General features: G+C 68.7%; 16 protein-coding genes and 1 pseudogene. 13 read left to right on the top strand and 4 right to left on the bottom strand.

Annotated elements, in window-relative coordinates:
* Positions 1 to 7: 7 nt before the first annotated feature.
* Positions 8 to 601, bottom strand: a complete 594-nt coding sequence (locus RKE40_RS11965; RefSeq protein ID WP_316018470.1) for a hypothetical protein — start codon at positions 599 to 601, stop codon at positions 8 to 10.
* A gap of 27 nt (positions 602 to 628) precedes the next feature.
* On the opposite strand from RKE40_RS11965, the gene RKE40_RS11960 reads away from it, so the two are divergent.
* The 7 genes from RKE40_RS11960 to RKE40_RS11930 all read left to right on the top strand — a co-directional run bounded on the left by RKE40_RS11960 (position 629) and on the right by RKE40_RS11930 (position 8192).
* Complete coding sequence (locus RKE40_RS11960) at positions 629 to 1294, top strand: class I SAM-dependent methyltransferase (protein ID WP_316018469.1); 666 nt, start codon at positions 629 to 631, stop codon at positions 1292 to 1294.
* Entirely contained in the window at positions 1291 to 2553 is a 1263-nt protein-coding gene (locus RKE40_RS11955) for a glycosyltransferase family 4 protein (RefSeq protein WP_316018468.1), read from the top strand. Before RKE40_RS11960 ends, RKE40_RS11955 begins: the two co-directional genes overlap by 4 nt.
* Positions 2550 to 3686 carry a glycosyltransferase family protein gene (locus tag RKE40_RS11950; RefSeq protein WP_316018467.1) on the top strand — a complete coding sequence of 379 codons (1137 nt, stop codon included), beginning with the start codon at positions 2550 to 2552 and terminating at the stop codon, positions 3684 to 3686. The genes RKE40_RS11955 and RKE40_RS11950 overlap by 4 nt, the downstream gene beginning before the upstream one ends.
* Before the next feature lie 168 nt (positions 3687 to 3854).
* Entirely contained in the window at positions 3855 to 4844 is a 990-nt protein-coding gene (cobS, locus tag RKE40_RS11945) for a cobaltochelatase subunit CobS (protein WP_316018466.1), read from the top strand.
* A gap of 66 nt (positions 4845 to 4910) precedes the next feature.
* Positions 4911 to 5261, top strand: coding sequence for a GFA family protein (locus tag RKE40_RS11940; protein WP_316018465.1), 351 nt, complete (start codon positions 4911 to 4913; stop codon positions 5259 to 5261).
* Between the two features lie 25 nt (positions 5262 to 5286).
* Positions 5287 to 7185, top strand: a complete 1899-nt coding sequence (gene cobT, locus RKE40_RS11935; RefSeq protein WP_316018464.1) for a cobaltochelatase subunit CobT — start codon at positions 5287 to 5289, stop codon at positions 7183 to 7185.
* Positions 7182 to 8192, top strand: a complete 1011-nt coding sequence (locus tag RKE40_RS11930; RefSeq protein WP_316018463.1) for an esterase-like activity of phytase family protein — start codon at positions 7182 to 7184, stop codon at positions 8190 to 8192. Before cobT ends, RKE40_RS11930 begins: the two co-directional genes overlap by 4 nt.
* A gap of 257 nt (positions 8193 to 8449) precedes the next feature.
* On the opposite strand, the gene rpmB is transcribed toward RKE40_RS11930, so the two are convergent.
* Positions 8450 to 8737: a 50S ribosomal protein L28 gene (rpmB, locus tag RKE40_RS11925; protein WP_316018462.1), complete on the bottom strand. Its 288-nt coding sequence runs from the start codon at positions 8735 to 8737 to the stop codon at positions 8450 to 8452.
* A 258-nt stretch (positions 8738 to 8995) separates the two neighbouring features.
* On the opposite strand from rpmB, the gene RKE40_RS11920 reads away from it, so the two are divergent.
* From RKE40_RS11920 to RKE40_RS11895, 6 genes are all read left to right on the top strand, one after another.
* Entirely contained in the window at positions 8996 to 9823 is an 828-nt protein-coding gene (locus tag RKE40_RS11920; RefSeq protein WP_316018461.1) for a DUF3108 domain-containing protein, read from the top strand.
* A gap of 146 nt (positions 9824 to 9969) precedes the next feature.
* Positions 9970 to 10860, top strand: a complete 891-nt coding sequence (locus RKE40_RS11915; protein WP_316018460.1) for an alpha/beta fold hydrolase — start codon at positions 9970 to 9972, stop codon at positions 10858 to 10860.
* 317 nt (positions 10861 to 11177) lie between these two features.
* Positions 11178 to 14540, top strand: coding sequence for a helicase-related protein (locus RKE40_RS11910; protein WP_316018549.1), 3363 nt, complete (start codon positions 11178 to 11180; stop codon positions 14538 to 14540).
* Positions 14541 to 14561: 21 nt separating this feature from the next.
* Positions 14562 to 14873, top strand: a complete 312-nt coding sequence (locus RKE40_RS11905) for an RNA-binding S4 domain-containing protein (protein ID WP_316018459.1) — start codon at positions 14562 to 14564, stop codon at positions 14871 to 14873.
* A gap of 160 nt (positions 14874 to 15033) precedes the next feature.
* Positions 15034 to 15372 (top strand): ferredoxin FdxA, encoded by a 339-nt coding sequence (gene fdxA, locus RKE40_RS11900; protein WP_316018458.1) that lies wholly within the window; start codon positions 15034 to 15036, stop codon positions 15370 to 15372.
* 391 nt (positions 15373 to 15763) lie between these two features.
* Positions 15764 to 16351, top strand: a complete 588-nt coding sequence (locus RKE40_RS11895; protein WP_316018457.1) for a CarD family transcriptional regulator — start codon at positions 15764 to 15766, stop codon at positions 16349 to 16351.
* A gap of 91 nt (positions 16352 to 16442) precedes the next feature.
* On the opposite strand, the gene RKE40_RS11890 is transcribed toward RKE40_RS11895, so the two are convergent.
* Positions 16443 to 17312: a dienelactone hydrolase family protein gene (locus RKE40_RS11890; RefSeq protein ID WP_316018456.1), complete on the bottom strand. Its 870-nt coding sequence runs from the start codon at positions 17310 to 17312 to the stop codon at positions 16443 to 16445.
* 134 nt (positions 17313 to 17446) lie between these two features.
* Positions 17447 to 18126 (bottom strand): annotated as a pseudogene (locus tag RKE40_RS11885) (M48 family metalloprotease); the annotation flags it as partial.

The raw sequence follows: 18126 nt of genomic DNA, 5'->3' as shown, positions 1-18126 counted from the left end.
TGACCTCTTAGCCTCTGTCGAATACGAGGAAGCGCCGACGATCGAAGCCGGCCTCGGCAAGGGCGGGGTCGTTGAGCTTGAGCTCGACATCGATCGTGGCCGGCTCGTCCCGGACCGCCAGCAGGGGGGCGATCTGTCCCAGCGCGCGCTCCAGCGTCAGCGCGTAGTCGATCACCAGCACCTCGGCGCGCCGCGCGAGAGCGAGCAGTTCGTCGCCGAGTGCCGGCGCGCTGCCATAGGGTTTCAGCGAAAGGCCAAGCAGGACGAGGCCGAGCCGGCCGGCGGAAGGGGCGAGATCGACCTGCTGCAGCTTCGCGGCGATATGGCGGACGCGGCAGGGCGCTCCGTTCAGAGTCTCGTCGGCGAAAGCGGGGATCTTCGGGTCGACCACGGTGACGGAGGCCGGCCGGTGCGTCAGAAAGCCGGTGATCGGCAGACCGGCGCCGCCGATCTCGATCACGTGCTCGCAGCCGCGCAGCGCGTGGGCGGCCAGGACCTGGCGCAGTTCGGCCGCCATGCCGGCAAGATGGGGCAGCCTTATGCCGCTCTCCGCGATGCTGGCCTTTGCCGGCGACTGTGAATATGGTCCGGCCCGTTCCATCCCCTTGACCCTCTCCCGATCGCCTGCATGACCGCCGCGCAGCCCGCCGACGCTCTCTACGACATCCTGCGCGGGGTCGCAGCCCTGACCGGCAACCCGATCGCCGCCGATCTCGCCCGGCTCGTCGGCAAGGGCGCGCCGGACGATCTCTCGATCGCCTTCAATCACAAGCAGATCGCCTCGAAGCGTTGGCTCGTCGACAGCCTGGCCGAAGTGATGCCGCGGCCGGAGGGGCCGGTCTGGGTGCTCGGTGCCTGGCACGGCGTCCTCGGCGCGATGCTGCTGGCGGATGAGCGGCTGTCGATCCCGCAGGTGGTCAGCCTCGATCTCGACCCGCGCTGCGCCGAGGTAGCGGCCGTCCTGAACCATCGGCATGTCGCCTCCGGGCGCTTCCGGTCGGTGACGGCGGACATGATGGCCCTCGATTTCACCGAGGCGGCGGGCGGAATGCCGGGCCTCGTCGTCAACACCAGCTGCGAGCACCTCGACGACGTGCCGGGCTGGCTGGCGAGCTTGCCGGCGGGGCTGCCGTTGGTGCTGCAATCCAACGACTATTTCCGCGAACCGGATCATCGCAGCTGCGTTTCGTCGCTGGAGGCGTTCAAAGCGCAGGCGGGGCTGTCGGAATTGCTGTTCGCCGGGGCGCTGCCGACCAAGAACTACACCCGCTTCATGCTGATCGGCCGCAAATGAAAGCCGAGGAACCGGCCGGGCCGGCGCTCGTCGTCGCGATGAAGGGGTATCCGCGCCTGTCGGAGACCTTCATCGCCCAGGAACTGCTCGGTCTGCAGCGGCTTGGCCTGCCCTTCGCGATCTGGTCGCTGCGCCATCCGACGGATGCGGCGCGGCACTTGATGCACAAGGAGATCGCGGCGCCGCTGCACTACCTGCCGGAATATCTGCACGACGACTGGCCGCGCGTGCTGCGCGGTTTCATCCGCGCCTTGTCGCGGCCCGCGACCCTGCGGCTGCTCGGTGTCTTCCTGCGCGACTTTCGGCGCGATCCGACACGCAACCGGCTGCGCCGGCTCGGCCAGGCCTGCGTGATGGCGCGCGAGCTCCCCGCCGGCACGCGCCATCTGCATGTCCACTATCTGCACACGCCGGCCTCGGTGATCCGCTATGCGGCGCTCATCCGCGGGCTGTCCTGGTCGTTCTCTGCCCATGCCAAGGACATCTGGACGACGCCCGATTGGGAGAAGCGCGAGAAGATCGCCGATGCCAGCTGGGGCGTGACCTGCACACGCGACGGCCATGCCGAACTTGCCCGGCTGGCCGATGGGCCGGACAAGGTCGGCCTGCTCTATCACGGGCTCGATCTCGCCCGTTTCCCGGCGCCGCCGGCGCGGCCCGCGCGCGACGGCAGGGATGCCGGCGATCCCGTGCGTTTCGTCAGCGTCGGCCGCGCGGTCGAGAAGAAGGGCTTCGACGATCTGCTCAATGCACTCGCAGCGCTGCCGGGTGATCTCAACTGGCGCTTCGTCCATATCGGCGGCGGCGAGATGCTCAAGGGGCTGAAGGCGCAGGCAGAGGCGCTCGGGCTCGCAGGCCGCATCGTATGGCGCGGGGCGCTCGCCCAGGACGGCGTGATCGCGGCGCTGCGCGAGGCCGACTTGTTCGTCTTGCCCTCGAAGCAGGCTGAGAATGGCGACCGCGACGGCCTCCCAAATGTGGTGATGGAAGCGGCGAGCCAGGGTCTGGCGATCGTCGCGACCGATTTCGCCGGGATTCCGGAGTTCATTCGCCATGGCACCGACGGGCTCCTGGTTGCGCCCGGCGATATCGCTGCGCTGACGGCGGCGCTCGCCGCGCTGGCCGGCGATCCGGAGCGCCGGGCGGCGCTCGGCAATGCGGCCCATGCGCGTCTGCACAGCGACTTCTCGGCGCAGGCGGGGCTGGCGCGCATCCATGCCGCCCTGCTGTCGGAGGTCGAGCGCGGGTCGGCGTCATGACCGGTCAGGTCCTGATCGCGGTGACGCATCTGCTCGGGGTCGGCCATCTCGTCCGGGCCCGGCATCTCGCGGCAGCACTGGCGCAGGCCGGCTACGCGGTGACGCTCGCCAGCGGCGGCATGCCGGATGGCAAGGCTGCGAGCGGCTATCGCCTCGTGCAATTGCCGCCGGTGCGGGTCGAGGGCACGGATTTCCGCAACCTGCTCGACGAGGCGGGAGATCCGGCCGCGCCCAAGCGCCTGTCGGCGCGCGCGGCGGGGCTGGTCGCGCTGACGCGAGAGTTGCGGCCGGATGTCGTCATCACCGAGCATTTTCCTTTCGGACGGCGCCAGCTTGCCGGGGAGTTCCTGGCCTTGATCGAGGCGGCGCGGGAGGCGCGGCCGCAGGCGCTCGTCCTGTCTTCGATCCGCGACGTTCTGGTCGCGCCGCAGCGCGCCGACCGCCTTGCTGAAGCCGAGCGACGCATCGTCGCGCTGTTCGACGGGGTCTTGGTCCATGGCGACCGCGGCTTCCTGCCGCTCGAGGCCTCCTGGCCTGTGACCCCGGCGATCGCCGAAAGGCTGCACTACACCGGCTATCTCGCGACGCCCGCGGCCTCGACATCCGAGCAGGAGGAGAACGGCGAGATCCTCGTCTCCGGCGGAGGCTCCGCCGCGGCGCTGCCGCTGTTCCGGCTCGCGCTCGCGACCGCCGGGCTGCTGCCGGAGCGGCGCTGGCGCATCCTCGTCGGCCAGGGTGTGCCGGAATCCGAATTTGCCGGCTTGGTGCGGCAGGCGCCGGACAATGCCATGGTCGAACGCGCGCGGCCGGATTTTCCGGCCTTGCTGGGCTGCTGCGCGCTCAGCCTCAGCCTTGCCGGCTACAACACGGTTCTCGATCTCGTGCAGGCGCGGCGGCCGGCTCTGGTTGCGCCCTTCGATGCCGGAAGCGAGACCGAACAGGCGATCCGCACCGCGGCGCTGGAGCGGGCAGGGCTCGCGCGAGCGATCCGGCCCGAAGCCGGCCCGGAGGCGCTGGCTGCCGTAATCGCCGGGGCACTGGATGCGGGCCAGCCGGCGCCGCTGGCGGTCGCGCTCGACGGGGCGGCAGGAACGGTCGCGGCGATCGCCCGGCTTCGCGCCCGGAGCCCCTGACCCGTGCGCGCATGCGCTGCGGCAAAGCGCCGGCATGCCTCCCACGAATACCTCATGCGAATTGCCGCTACGGCGCTTTCGCTCTAATGAGGTTGCACACGCCTCCCTTTCGGTCGGCTCCAGGACACCGGGTGTTCGCCGGGCCTGTCCTGCGCCCGGAGAAGAATGATGACAGCAGCGAATACCGCCGCCCCCGGCATGCCGGACATGAAACTGTCGGTTCGTCAGGTCTTCGGCATCGACAGCGATCTGGAAGTTCCGGCCTATTCGCAGACCGAGGCGCATGTGCCGGATCTCGATCCGGATTACCGATTCGACCGCGACACCACGATCGCCATCCTCGCCGGCTTCGCCCATAACCGCCGCGTGATGATCTCCGGCTATCACGGCACCGGCAAGTCGACCCATATCGAGCAGGTCGCGGCCCGGCTGAACTGGCGTTGCGTGCGCGTCAACCTCGACAGCCATGTCTCCCGCCTCGATCTCGTCGGCAAGGACGCGATCGTGCTGAAGGAAGGCAAGCAGATCACCGAATTCCAGGACGGCATCCTGCCCTGGGCGCTGCAGAACAACATCGCGCTGGTCTTCGACGAGTACGATGCCGGCCGCCCGGACGTGATGTTCGTGATCCAGCGCGTGCTCGAGCAGTCGGGCAAGCTCACCCTGCTCGACCAGAAGCGCGTCATCCGCCCGCACCCCGCCTTCCGGCTCTTCGCGACCGCCAACACGGTCGGTCTCGGCGACACGTCGGGCCTCTATCACGGCACCCAGCAGATCAACCAGGGCCAGATGGACCGCTGGTCGATCGTCACCACGCTGAACTACCTGCCGCATGACAACGAGGTCGCGATCGTCCTCGCCAAGTCGAAGCACTACCAGACCTCGCCGGAAGGCAAGGACATCGTCAACAAGATGGTCCGCGTCGCCGACCTCACCCGCAACGCCTTCATGAACGGCGATCTCTCGACCGTGATGAGCCCGCGTACGGTGATCACCTGGGCCGAGAACGCGGCGATCTTCGGCGATGTCGGCTTCGCCTTCCGCGTCACCTTCCTCAACAAGTGCGACGAGATGGAGCGCACGCTGGTGGCCGAGTTCTTCCAGCGTTCCTTCGGCAAGGACCTGCCCGAGAGCGCCGTCAACGTCGTCCTGAGCTAGGCGAGGGAAATCGGGGCCGCCGCCGCAGGTCCGCGGCGGGGCAGGCCCAAGCGGAGGAGGCAGGTGATGGCGTGTTACCAAGGCAGCTGCCATTGTGGACGGGTCGCCTATGAGGTCGAGGCCGATCTCGGGCAGACGATCACCTGCAACTGCTCCTATTGCCAGCGCCGGGGCTCGGTGCTGGCCTTCACCCCGGCGCAGAACTTCACCCTGACGAAGGGCGAGGACGCGCTGACCGAGTACCGCTTCAACACGCAGAAGATCCAGCATCTGTTCTGCGAGAGCTGCGGCATCGAATCCTTCGCGCGCGGCGAAACGCCGGACGGCTCGCAGATGGTCGCGATCAACGCCCGCTGCCTCGCCGGCGTCGAGCCGGCGGAGCTCAACAGCACCGCCTATGACGGGCGCTCGCGCTGAACGCAGCCAGGGAGACCGCAAGGCCTTGTCCATCTCCAACCGCAAGCCCGGCACGCCCAAGGAAGCGCCGGCCGAACCGCTGAAGCGCGCCGTCTCCGGCGCGATGAAGGCGATTGCGCGCAAGCCGGAGATGGAAATCGTCTTCGCCGCCGACAAGCCTTCTCTGGTCGGCGAGCGCGCCCGCCTGCCGGAGCCGCCGCGCAAGCTCACCGCCCAGGACGTCGCGATCCTGCGTGGCCATGCCGATTCGATGGCGCTGCGCCTCGCCTGCCACGACGCCTCGGTCCATCGTCGCGCCGCGCCCGAGGGCGATGCTGCCCGGGCGGTGTTCGACGCTGTCGAGCAGGCCCGCGTCGAGTCGCTCGGCTCGCGCCGGATGGCCGGCATGGCTGGCAATATCGGCGCCATGCTCGAGGACCGCTACCACCGCGGCGGGCGCTATGAGGAGATCACCGACCGCGCCGATGCACCGCTCGAGGACGCGTTGGCGCTGATGGTGCGTGAGCGCCTGACAGGCCTGAAGCCGCCCAAGGCGGCGCAGAAGTTGGTCGAGCTCTGGCGCGACGATGTCGAGAGCAAGGCCGGTGCCGATCTCGACCGGCTCGCCAAATCGGTCGAGGACCAGCGTGCTTTCGCCCGCACCGTCCGCGACATGCTGGCCTCGCTCGACATGGCCGAGCAGACCAGCCAGGGCCAGGACGACGAAGAGGACGAGGACGAGAACGATCAGTCCTCCGAGGATCAGGATCAGCAGGAAGGCGAGGCCGAGCAGGAGAGCCAGGGCGAGCGTTCCGAGACCGAGGTCAGCGAGGACGCCGCCGAGGAGATGCAGGAGGGGGCCTCCGAGGCCGCCGACGCGCCGGCCGGCGACTGGGACGAGGAGGATGACAGCTCCGAAGCCGAGGAAGCCGGCGAGGCGCCGCGTCCGCGCGACAGCCGCGCCAATGACCGGCCGCAGACCGACTACAAGGCATACACGACGAAGTTCGACGAGACGGTCACCGCAGAGGAACTCTGCGACGCCGAGGAGCTGACGCGCCTGCGCGCCTACCTCGACAAGCAGCTGGCGCATCTTCAAGGCGTCGTCGCGCGCCTCGCCAATCGGCTGCAGCGGCGCCTGATGGCGCAGCAGAACCGCTCCTGGCAGTTCGACCTGGAGGAGGGCGCGCTCGATCCCTCGCGCCTGCCGCGGATCATCATCGACCCGTTCCAGCCGCTCTCCTTCCGGCAGGAATCGGACACGAATTTCCGCGACACGGTGGTGACGCTGCTGATCGACAATTCCGGCTCGATGCGCGGCCGGCCGATCACGGTCGCGGCGACCTGCGCCGACATCCTGGCGCGGACGCTGGAGCGCTGCGGCGTCAAGGTCGAGCTGCTGGGCTTCACCACGCGGGCCTGGAAGGGCGGGCTCTCGCGCGAGACCTGGCTGCAATCGGGCAAGCCGGCCAATCCCGGTCGCCTGAACGACCTCCGTCACATTATCTACAAGGCGGCGGACGCCCCCTGGCGCCGCGCGCGCAAGAACCTCGGGCTGATGATGCGCGAGGGGCTGCTCAAGGAGAACATCGACGGCGAGGCGCTGGACTGGGCGCATAAGCGCCTGCTGGCCCGGCCGGAGCAGCGCAAGATCCTGATGGTGATCTCGGATGGCGCGCCGGTCGACGATTCCACGCTCTCGGTCAATGCCGGCAGCTATCTCGAGCGGCATCTGCGCCATGTCATCGCCGAGATCGAGACGCGCTCGCCGGTCGAGCTGATCGCGATCGGCATCGGCCACGACGTCACCCGCTACTACCGCCGCGCCGTCACCATCGTCGATGCGGAGGAGCTTGGCGGGGTGATGACCGAGAAGCTGGCCGAGCTGTTCGAAGAGGATGCCGGCGCCGCCTCGGGCGGACGCGTCTCGCGCCGCCTGCAATGACGCAGAGCAGACGGGCTTTCGTCGCCGGCCTCGGCGCGGCGGCGCTGGCGCCGCCCGCGCGCGCTGAGACGATCGAGCCCGGCCGCTCGCCGGTCAGCGTTTCCGCTCGGCCGATTACGGCTTTCGAGCCGGGCAATCCCGGCAAGACCCGCTTCGGCCAGCTCGTCTTCCGCAGCGGGCTCGTGCTCACCGGCAGCCATCCGCGCTTCGGCGGCTTCTCCGGGCTCTGGCGCTCGCCGGACGGTGCGCAACTGGTGGCGGTGAGCGACAAGGCTTCCTGGCTGACGGGACGGCTCGTGCGGCGTGATGGCCGCCTCGCCGGGCTGGAGCAGGCCGAGATCGCCCCGGTGCTCGGTGTCTCCGGCCGACCGCTCTCGCGCTCGCGCTATTACGATACCGAAGCGCTGGCGATCCAGGACGGCGTCGCCTATCTCGCCGTCGAGCGCACGCATGACATCCTGCGCTTCGACTGGGGACGGCATGGCGTCGAGGCACGGGCGCGGATCGTGCCGGTTCCGGCCGCCGTGAAGCGCCTGCCGAGCAATCGCGGGCTGGAGGCGCTCGGCGTCGTCCCGGCCGGCCAACCGCTAGCGGGCGCGCTCGTCGCGATCTCGGAACGCTCCGGCTCGGAGGACGAGCCGACGACCGGCTTCATCATCGGCGGACGCCAGCCGGGGAGCTTCCACGTCGTGCGCCGCAATGGCTACGACATCACCGACCTCGCCTTCCTGCCCGGCGGCGACATGCTGCTGCTGGAGAGGTGGTACCGGCCGCTGCGCGGCGTCGGCATGCGCATCCGCCGAATCGCCGGCACTGCGCTGCGACCGGGGGCGCGGCTCGACGGACCGATCCTGATCGAGGCCGATCTCGGCCAGGAGATCGATAACATGGAGGGGATGGCCGTCCACCTGGAGAACGGGCGGACCATCATCACCCTGATCTCGGACGATAATTTCTCGACCTTCCTGCAGCGCACGGTGCTGCTGGAGTTCGAGCTGGTGCAATAGCAGCGCGCGTCATGCCCGGGCTCGATCCTGCCCTTCTCCCCTTGCGGGAGAAGGTGGCCCGAAGGGTCGGGTGAGGGGTCGCGCAGGACTTTTGGAACTTCGAAAAATGTCGCGCCGGCATGCGATCAGTGTCGCGCGACCCCTCACCCCAGCCTTCTCCCGCAAGGGGAGAGGGGGCAGGTCGCCCAAACGAAAAAAGCGGCCTCGCGGCCGCTTCATTCAATCGCGAGGGGAGGCCCGCGCGAAGAAAAGCCCGCTCAGTTGGCGGCGAGCTTCTTCTCGATGTCACGCTTCAGGGCGAGCGCGCCGGTCGAGAGCTCGCCGGCCGGAGCCTTGACGAGGAAGGCGTCGAGGCCGCCGCGATGATCGACCGTGCGCAGGGCGTTGGCCGAGACACGCAGGCGGACCGAGCGGCCGAGCGTGTCGGACTGCAGGGTGACGTTAACCAGGTTCGGCCGGAAGACCGTCTTGGTCTTGCGGTTCGAGTGGCTGACCAGGTGGCCGGTCAGGGTGGCTTTCCCGGTCAGTTCGCAACGGCGGGCCATGATATCGTTCCCAAAGTTTCCGGGGTGCCCAAAACAAAACGCCGACACGCGACGTGCCGGTAGGCGAGCACCGGAAGTCAAATTGAAGTGGCGGGTCTATAACCAAGCGCCAGACCCACGTCAAGGCGATGTGCCGATCGGCGCGACGGAAACATCTCGGTAACCTCCTCTCGTCAGACTCCGTTAATCAGGTCACGATTCGGACCGATTCGCAGTGCAAGCGAGCTGTCGAACGGTCGCGCCGCCCGGAGCATCGAGATGAAGCCCGCCCTCACGCCGTCCCTGCCCGGGCTGTCCCTGGCAGCTCTGCTGCTTGCGGGCGTGGTTCCTGCCGGGGCGGCTTCGCTCGACGCGGCCTATGACGTCTCGTTGCTCGGGATGACCTTCGGCAAGGCCAGCCTCAGCGGGGACATCGAGGGCAGCCGCTACAAGCTCGACGTTCAGGCCAAGCTGACGGGGCTCGTCGGCGGCTTCACCGGTGGGCGCGGATCCGGCGTCGCCACCGGAAATCTCAATTCGGGCCGGCTCGCGCCGGCGACATTCGCGATCTCCTCGGCGAGCTCGAGCGAAAGCCGTACCGTCCGGATGGCGCTCGACGGCAATGCCGTGCGGGCGGTCGAGATCGAACCGCCGATCGATGCCAAGCCGGACCGGGTGCCGATCAGCGACGCCCATCGCCGCAATGTCATGGACCCGATCAGCGCTTTCCTGATGCCGGTCGAAGGCGGGCGGAACTCGGGCGCCGCGGCCTGCAACCGCACCTTGCCGATCTTCGACGGCGCCGCGCGCTACGACATCAAGCTAAGCTATGCCGGCACCCGCGAGGTCAAGCTCGACGGCTATAGCGGCCCGGTCTCGATCTGCCAGGCACGCTACGTGCCGATCTCAGGCCACCGGGCGCTGCGGCCGAGCACCAAGTTCATGGCCGAGAACAAGGAGATCTCGACTTGGCTCGCCCCGATCGCCGGTACGGGCATGATGCTGCCGGTGCGGATCTCGGTGAAGACGATGATCGGCACCGCGGTGATCGAGGCCTCGCGCTTCAAGGTCGATCCCGGCGTCACGGCGGCGACCTCGCGCAACTGAGGTCAGGCGCCCGCGGCGCGTTGGAGCGGGAAGGGCGTCGCCGCCGGTACTCTCCTCTCAACGCATGAAGGCGTTGCCGTTCGGCGGATTGCCGCATCGGCGGTGGGAGGGCTAGCCTTTCGCCGCGATTCGACCCTGGAGCCGACATGCCCGGCGATTTTTCACTGCCGCCAGGATTGCGGCGCCGCGACGTGGTGGTGCGCGATACCGTGCTGCATGTCGCCGAGATCGGCGACGGGCCGGCGGTGCTGCTGCTGCATGGCTGGCCGGAATTCTGGATGACCTGGCTGCCGCTGATGAACCGCCTGCATGGCGAGTTCCGCCTGATCGCTCCCGACCTGCGCGGCTTCGGCGACAGCGCCAAATCGCCCGCGCCGCGCAGCGATGTCGGGGCCAACAGCCATGCCGACGACATCGCCGCCCTGCTGGAGGCACTCGGGACGGGGCCGGTCGGCGTCGTCGGCCACGATGTCGGGGCCTATGTCGCCCAGGGGCTGGCGCGGCGCCATCCGCAGCGGGTCGAGAAGCTCTTGTTTTTCAACTGCCCGACGCCGAGCGTCGGCTCGGCCTGGGTGCGCGAGGGCCATGTCAACGAGATCTGGTACCAGTCCTTCCAGCAATTGCCGCTGGCCGAACAGCTGATTGGCTCCAGCCGCGAGGCCTGCGCGCTCTATCTCGGGCATTTCCTGACGCATTGGTGCCATCGCAAGGACGCCTTCGCGCCGGTCTTCGACCGCTGGGTCGAGAATTTCCTGAAACCCGGCAATCTGCGCGGCGGCTTCGACTGGTATCGCAGCCAGAATGCGGCGCGGATCGCCGCCATCGACGGTCATCCGACGCCTTCCGTCCCGATCCACCAGCCGACGCGGGTGCATTGGGGCCGACACGACCCGGTCCTGAAGGCGGAATGGAGCGCCTTCCTGTCCTATTATTTCGACGACGTCGAAGTGACCTATTGCGAGGACGCCGGTCATTTCGTCCATGTCGAGGCGCCGGACGAGGCGGCCGAGGTGTTCGCTGACGTCTTCGGCGACTGAGCTGACGGGTGCGCGACTATTTTCGCTTTTGCCTCTCGCCTTCCCGCCCGGGAGGCCTACATGAGCGAAAGCGGCCCTCGCGCGCGCAAGTCGGCGAAGGACGGAAACCGAGGGCGATTCAAAATCTTGTGGTTTTTGAATCGCTTGCCGCGACATCTCGCCGTGAACGAAACCTGATTCTGCGGGAGTCAGCGATTCGGCCTCGCTTCGTTCCGGACTCGTTCTGTTCACGGCCCGGGTTGCCCTTGGGGCGCCCGAACCGGTAGGGCTGGCCCGGTATTTCGCCGCGCAGGCTGCAGGAAAGCTCCAGCGTCTTGATCCAACCCCGCTCCCTTCCGCCTTCGCTCCGCGCACGCGGCGTCACGGCGGTGCTCGGCCCGACGAATACGGGCAAGACCCATCTCGCCATCGAACGGATGATCGCGCATCCCACGGGGATGATCGGCCTGCCGCTGCGCCTTTTGGCGCGCGAGGTCTATCAGCGCGTCGTCGAGAAGGTTGGTCCGGAGGCGGTGGCGCTCGTCACCGGCGAGGAGAAGATCAAGCCGGAGCGGCCGCGCTTCTGGGTCTGCACGGTCGAGGCGATGCCGCGTGACCTCGCCGTCGACTTCGTCGCCGTCGACGAGATCCAGCTCGCCGCCGATCTCGACCGCGGCCATGTCTTCTCCGACCGGCTGCTGAATCATCGCGGCCGGGCCGAGACGATGCTGATCGGCGCGGGCACGATGCGGCCTCTCATTGAGCAGCTGATCCCGGGCGCCAATGTGGTGACGCGGCCGCGCCTCTCGAACCTCACCTTCGCCGGGGACCGCAAGATCACCCGGCTGCCACGCCGTTCGGCGATCGTCGCTTTCTCGGCCGAGGAGGTCTACGCCATCGCCGAGCTGATCCGCCGGCAGAAGGGCGGGGCGGCGGTGGTGCTGGGCGCGCTCTCACCGCGCACGCGCAATGCCCAGGTCGAGATCTACCAGTCCGGCGATGTCGACTATCTCGTCGCCACCGACGCGATCGGCATGGGGCTCAACCTCGATGTCGACCACATCGCCTTCGCCGGCGACAGCAAGTTTGACGGCCATCATTTCCGCAAGCTGCATCCGGCCGAATTCGGCCAGATCGCCGGCCGGGCCGGTCGTCATCTGCGCGATGGGACGTTCGGCACCACCGGTCGGGCGCCGCCCTTCGATGCCGAGCTGGTCGAGGCGATCGAGAATCACCGCTTCGAGCCGATTCGCCAGCTGCAATGGCGAAATTCCGATCTCGACCTGCGCTCGGTCCCGGGGCTGCTCGACAGCCTCAACCGGCAGCCGCAGGAACAGGGAATGACCCGCGCGCTGATCGCCGAGGACATGACCACGCTGGAAATCCTGGCGCGCGACCACGACGTCGCGAGGCTGGCACAAGGCAAGCCGGCCGTATCGCGACTCTGGGAGGTCTGCGGTCTGCCGGATTATCGCAAAATTGCGCCGATGCAGCATGCGGACCTCGCGACAATGCTGTATCTTCGGCTGATGCGGCACGGCCGGCTCGATCCGGACTGGTACCGGGGGCAGCTCAATGCGCTCGACCGCACCGATGGCGAGATCGACACGCTGTCGGCGCGTATCGCGCAGGTCCGGACCTGGACCTTCGTTGCGAACCGTCCCGACTGGTTGCCTGATCCAGAGCATTGGCAGGGGGTGGCGCGTCTTGTAGAGGACAAGCTGTCGGACGCTTTGCACGAAAGGCTCGCCAGCCGTTTCGTCGATCGGCGCACGAGCGTATTGATGCGTCGCCTGCGGGAGAATGCGATGTTGGAAGCTGAGGTCACTGCGGCGGGCGACGTGCTCGTCGAGGGCCAGCATGTCGGGTTGCTGCAAGGTTTCCGCTTCACGGCGGATCCCAAGGCCGGCGGCCCCGAAGCCAAGGCGCTGAACGCCGCCGCGATGAAGGCGCTCGCCAGCGAGATGGAAGCGCGCGCCTCGCGCGTCGTGCTTGCAGGCGACGAGGCCTTCGTCCTGTCGCATGACGGTTTCATCCGCTGGATCGGCGAGCCCGTGGCGCGCCTCGTCGCCGGCGAGAAGGTTCTGGAGCCGCGCCTGCGCCTGCTGGTCGAGGAGCATCTGACCGGGCCAGCGCGCGAGCAGGTCGAGAACCGGCTGACGCTCTGGCTGAAGAATCACATCACCAAGCTGCTCGGGCCGCTGCAGGTGCTGGAGGAGGCCGCGAGCCTGACCGGCATCGCCCGCGGCATCGCCTTCCAGGCGGCCGAGGCGCTCGGTGTGCTCGAGCGCGCCAAGGTCGGCGAGGAGATGAAGACGCTCGACCAGGAGGGGCGGGCCGGCCTGCGCCAGCTCGGCATGCGCTTCGGCGCCTTCCATCTTTACGTTCCGGCCCTGCTGAAGCCGGCGCCCCGGGCGCTCGCCGCCCAGCTCTGGGCGCTGAAGCATGGCGGCCCGGAGCAGGGCGGGCTCGACGACATCGCCCATCTCGCCTCGTCCGGCCGGACCTCGTTCCCGGCCAACAAGGACGTGCCGAAGGGGCTGTACAGGGCTGCCGGTTATCGCGTCTGCGGCGAGCGTGCTGTGCGCGTCGACATCCTCGAACGCCTTGCCGACCTGATTCGTCCGGCCATCGCCTATCGCCCCGGCATGACGCTCGGCCAGCCGCCGGCGGGCGCCGCCGACCAGGACGGCTTCGTCGCCACGGGCGCGATGACCTCGCTCGTCGGCTGCGCCGGCGAGGATTTCGCCTCGATCCTGCGCTCGCTCGGCTATGTCTCGGTGAAGCGGCCGGGCCCTGCGATCACTGTGCCCCTCGCTGCGACGCCGGAGCCGATCGTGGCTGCCCCGGCGGCTGAAGCCTCGCCTGCGGGCGAGGGGGACGCCGTGGCCGAGGCCGTTTCGGCCGAGAATCTCGACGCCTTGAATGCGGAGGCCCCGTCCGAGGCTGCGGCCTCCGAGAGCGAAGCGCCCGAAGCTGCCGCCGCCGAAACGCCGGATGCTCCTGTGCTTACCGAGGCCGAGCTCGCAGCTGCGCCGGATGAGGCGGCCGTGGTCGCCGCCGAGGCCGACCAGCCGGCCGTCTCCGAGCCGGTCCCGGCCGATGCGATGTCGGCCCTAGCCGAGCCGGTAACCGACGTCGCCGCTGCCGAGACCGCCGTCTCCGCCGAGGAGCCGGCCAAGCCGGCCGAGCCGGAGCTGATCGAGGTCTGGCGGCCGCATCGTCATCAGGGCGGAAGGCGGCCGGAGCAGGGTGCTCGCGGGCGTCGTAACGACCGTCGCCCCGGCCATCAGGGTGAAGCTGCGCCGGCCGGAGAGGCTGGCGGCGGGGCGCGTCCGGAAGGCGGTCCGCGGCCAAATCGCAATCGCTGGCGCGAGGGCGGCTGGAACGGCCAGCGCCCGGCGGCCGGCGGGCAGGCTCCCGCCGGGGACGCTGCGGGCGGCGCGCCGGAGCGGCAGTGTCGCGGTGGTCGGCCGGAAGGCGGCAATCGCCAGGAGCGTGGTCCGCGGCCGGAGTTCCGGCGCAATGAAGGCAGGCCGGGCGGTGGTCCGCGCCGCGACGAGCGCGGCGGTAAGGAGCAGCGCTTCCAGGCGCCGGCCAAGCCGCGTCCCGCCGAGCGTCAGCCGGATCCGGATTCGCCCTTCGCCAAGCTGCTCGCCCTGAAGGCGCAGCTCGAAGGCGGCGACGGGCGCAAGGGCTGAGGCGTCAGGCACGAGGTCCGATTGCGGGAAGACCGTCAGCGTCTCGACAAATGGCTCGGGTTTGCGCGCTTTGCGCGCAACCGCCCCGCCGCCGTGCGCCTGGTGGAGGACGGCCATGTCCGGGTCGCAGGCAAGCGGATCGAGAATCCGGCACAGGGGCTCAAGCTCGGCGATGTCCTGACGCTGGCCCTGCCGCACGCGACTCTGGTCGTGAAGCTGCGCGCGCTCGGCGAGCGCCGGGGCTCCTACGAGCAGGCGCAGACGCTCTACGAGGTGCTCGGCGGCGATCAGCGCGGCGATGCGTCGCTTGCGCCGGGGGAACCGAAGGGATAATCGCTCGGGATCGTGCGGCCGGCGTTGGCGCGGTCTGCAAGGAATGTTCCGAAACGGATGTTTCGGCAGAACTTCTTTATCGTTTCCGGCCTAAATGCGGCCTTGAAACACTCTCTCGACCGGTTCTAAGGATGCGCCGGTCGATCGGAAGGACAGCGCCATGACCTATGTGGTCACCGAGAACTGCATCAAGTGCAAGTATATGGATTGCGTCGAGGTCTGTCCGGTAGACTGTTTCTACGAAGGCGAGAACATGCTCGTCATCCATCCCGACGAGTGCATCGACTGCGGCGTCTGCGAGCCGGAATGCCCGGCCGAAGCGATCAAGCCCGACACCGAGCCCGGCCTCGACAGCTGGCTTCAGCTCAACTCGAAATATGCTTCGAGCTGGCCGAACATCACGCAGAAGAAAGAGCCGCCTGCCGACGCCAAGGAGTTCGACGGCGTGCCCGGCAAACTCGAGGCGCATTTCTCGGCGAACCCCGGCGAAGGCGACTGAACCTGCCCCTGGGGCATGCCCCCGACGCAGTCGACCATGGCGGGCCGGCGGGGCCCGCTGGCAGGCGCGAAAACCGTTTGCCTTTGATTCGGCGGGTTTTTTGTGGTATACAATTGCCACAGTCGAGTTCGTTCCGCCTGCCCCTGCGAGAATTCATGAATGGGGCGCCCCCATAAGCGCAGTCCGCAGAGCTACCGGCACCAAGTCCGGGGCTGTGCGACCTTCGTGTCCGGTGGCCATCAAGAAACAATCGGCTGAGGGAGCGTGTCGCGCCTGGAGATGACTTTCAAAGTCGCATCCGTCGCGTCCGGCAGAGTGGCGCTGGTTATTCCGACCAGCGACTGAAAGTCGCGTCTCCGCACATAGCGGACCGATGAGGAGTTGAAACGGCATGACCACTGCGAAGAAAGCTGCTGTGCGCCTGGGTTTCAAGACTGGCGAGTTCGTCGTCTATCCGTCCCATGGTGTCGGTCAGATCACGGCGATCGAGGAGCAGGAGGTTGCTGGCTTCAAACTCGAGCTGTTCGTCGTCAGCTTCGCCAAGGACAAGATGACCCTTCGCGTGCCTACCGCCAAGGCGGCGAGCGTCGGCCTGCGCAAGCTCGCCGATGGCGAGATCGTCGCCAAGGCGCTGGCGACGCTGACCGGCCGCGCCCGTATCAAGCGCACCATGTGGTCGCGCCGCGCCCAGGAATACGAAGCGAAGATCAACTCGGGCGATCTCGTCGCCATCGCCGAAGTGGTGCGCGACCTCTATCGCTCCGAGGCGCAGCCCGAGCAGTCCTATTCCGAGCGCCAGCTCTATGAAGCGGCGATCGACCGGATGACGCGCGAGATCGCGGCGGTCGACGAGATCACCGAGACCGAGGCGCTGAAGAAGATCGAGACCCAGCTCGCCAAGTCGCCGCGCCGGGCCAGCAAGGCCGAGGCGGCCGAGGCCGAGGAAGGCGACGAGGACCTGCAGGAAGAGGCCGCCTGAGGCGGTTTCCCCAGACCGGATATGGAAAGGCCCGGCGGAGCGATCCGCCGGGCCTTTTCCTTGATCGCCCGGCGGGGGCGCTCCCGGGCCCTCAGGCCGCCCCCGTCTCGCTGGCGAGAAAGGCGACCGTGCGCTCCCAGGCCAGCCTGGCGGCGGCGGCATTGTAGCGCTCGGCGCTGGTATCGTTGTGGAAGGCGTGGTCGACATCCGGGTAGACGATCGCCTGGTAGCGGATATGGGCGGCCTTCAGCGCGGCCTCATAGGCCGGCAACCCCTCGACCAGGCGGGTATCGCGCGCGGCGTGCTGGATCAGCAGCCGGGCCTTGATCTGCGGCACCTTGGCGAGGTCCGGCGAGCGGCCGTAGAAGACGACGCCGGCGGTCAGCTCGGGTGCTGCCACGGCAAGGTCGTTGACGGCGCCCCCACCCCAGCAGAAGCCGACGGCGCCGACCTTGCCGGTCGCGTCCGGCCGGGCGGCGAGCAAGGCGAGCGCTGCCCGCCCCTGGGCGACCACGTCCTCGGGCTTGAGCTGCGGGAAGAGCGCGCGAGCGGCATCGGGATCGGCGGGCGTGCCGCCGAGCGGGGTCAGGAAGTCGAGGCCGAGCGCGGTGAAGCCGGCCAGCGCCATGCGGCGGGTGACGTCCTCGATATGCGGGTTTAGGCCGCGATTCTCATGGATGACGAGCACGCCGCCGCGCCTGGCGGGGGTCTTCGGTGCGACGAGGTAGCCTCTCAGTGAAACGCCATTGACGGTCTCGGCGATGCGCCGTGCCTCGAGCCGGGCATCGTCGGGGGCGACCTGCTGGGCCTGCGCATAGTTCGGCTCGAGCAGCGCGAGCGCGGCCTCCGCCGCTGCGACCGAGCCGGCGAGCGTGACCAGCCGGTTCATGAAGCTGCGTCGGTCGAGCGGCTTGTGGGTGTACTCGTCGTAGAGTTCGACGATGCGGCGGTCGAGTGCCATGGTCGCCTCCCTGATCGGGCGGCGTTCCGCCGCCACCTGTCAGCGGCCCGTCCGTTCGGGGGACCGTCATTGGCGCGGGACGCTAGCACGAGCCGGGATGGCTGGTCAGCGGCGCAAGGCCGCCTGAAACCAGGCTATTCGGTCACGATCTTGTAACGCTGTCCGGGGTTCAGCCTGGCGCTGCGCTCAATGCCGTTCAGGATCAGGAAGAGCTCCTGCGGCCGATCATGCGTCGCCATCCGCCCGGCGAGGCTCGTCGGCGTCTCGCCCTCGGCGGCGCTGACCAGCCGGATCTGCATCGGCTTGACCGATTGCGCCTCGGCCGGAGTCAGGCTGCGGAAGCTGTCGAGCACGGCGCGCATGCCGCGTTCGGGATCGGTCTCGCCCTTGGCGGCGAGGATGAAGCGATAGACGCGCGAGCCGGCCTGGATCGCGGCCAGCCGGAAGCGCCAATCGGTGCCCTTGCCGGTGGTGACGGCAGCCGGCAGGCCGCCGACCGTCACGGATTCGACCGTCCCGGTGGTGACACCGTCGATCCAGCCGGAGGCGACATAGGATTCGAGCGTCTGCCCGGGCTTGAGCGCGACCGAGTCGAAGCGCAGGGCCTGGGCGCCGTCGCCGCCGACGCCGACCACCATCTCGCGCGCCGCCTCGAGTTCGAAGCCTTCGGGCGCGGTGAAGGCGATGCGCAGGGCGCTGTTGAGGTAGCGCCGGCCGCGGACGACGCCGTCGGCCGGGTCGTCGCCGAAGGCAATGCCGTCGATCGCGGTCAGCCAGCGCCCGGGATCGGCGAGCGCGAGGCCGGGCGCACCGA

This window comes from Allobosea rubneri, assembly GCF_032464875.1.
Taxonomy (GTDB): Bacteria; Pseudomonadota; Alphaproteobacteria; order Rhizobiales; family Beijerinckiaceae; genus Allobosea; species Allobosea rubneri.
The sequence above is the reverse complement of the archived record's forward strand: the minus strand, read 5'-3'. Positions and strand labels throughout refer to the sequence as shown.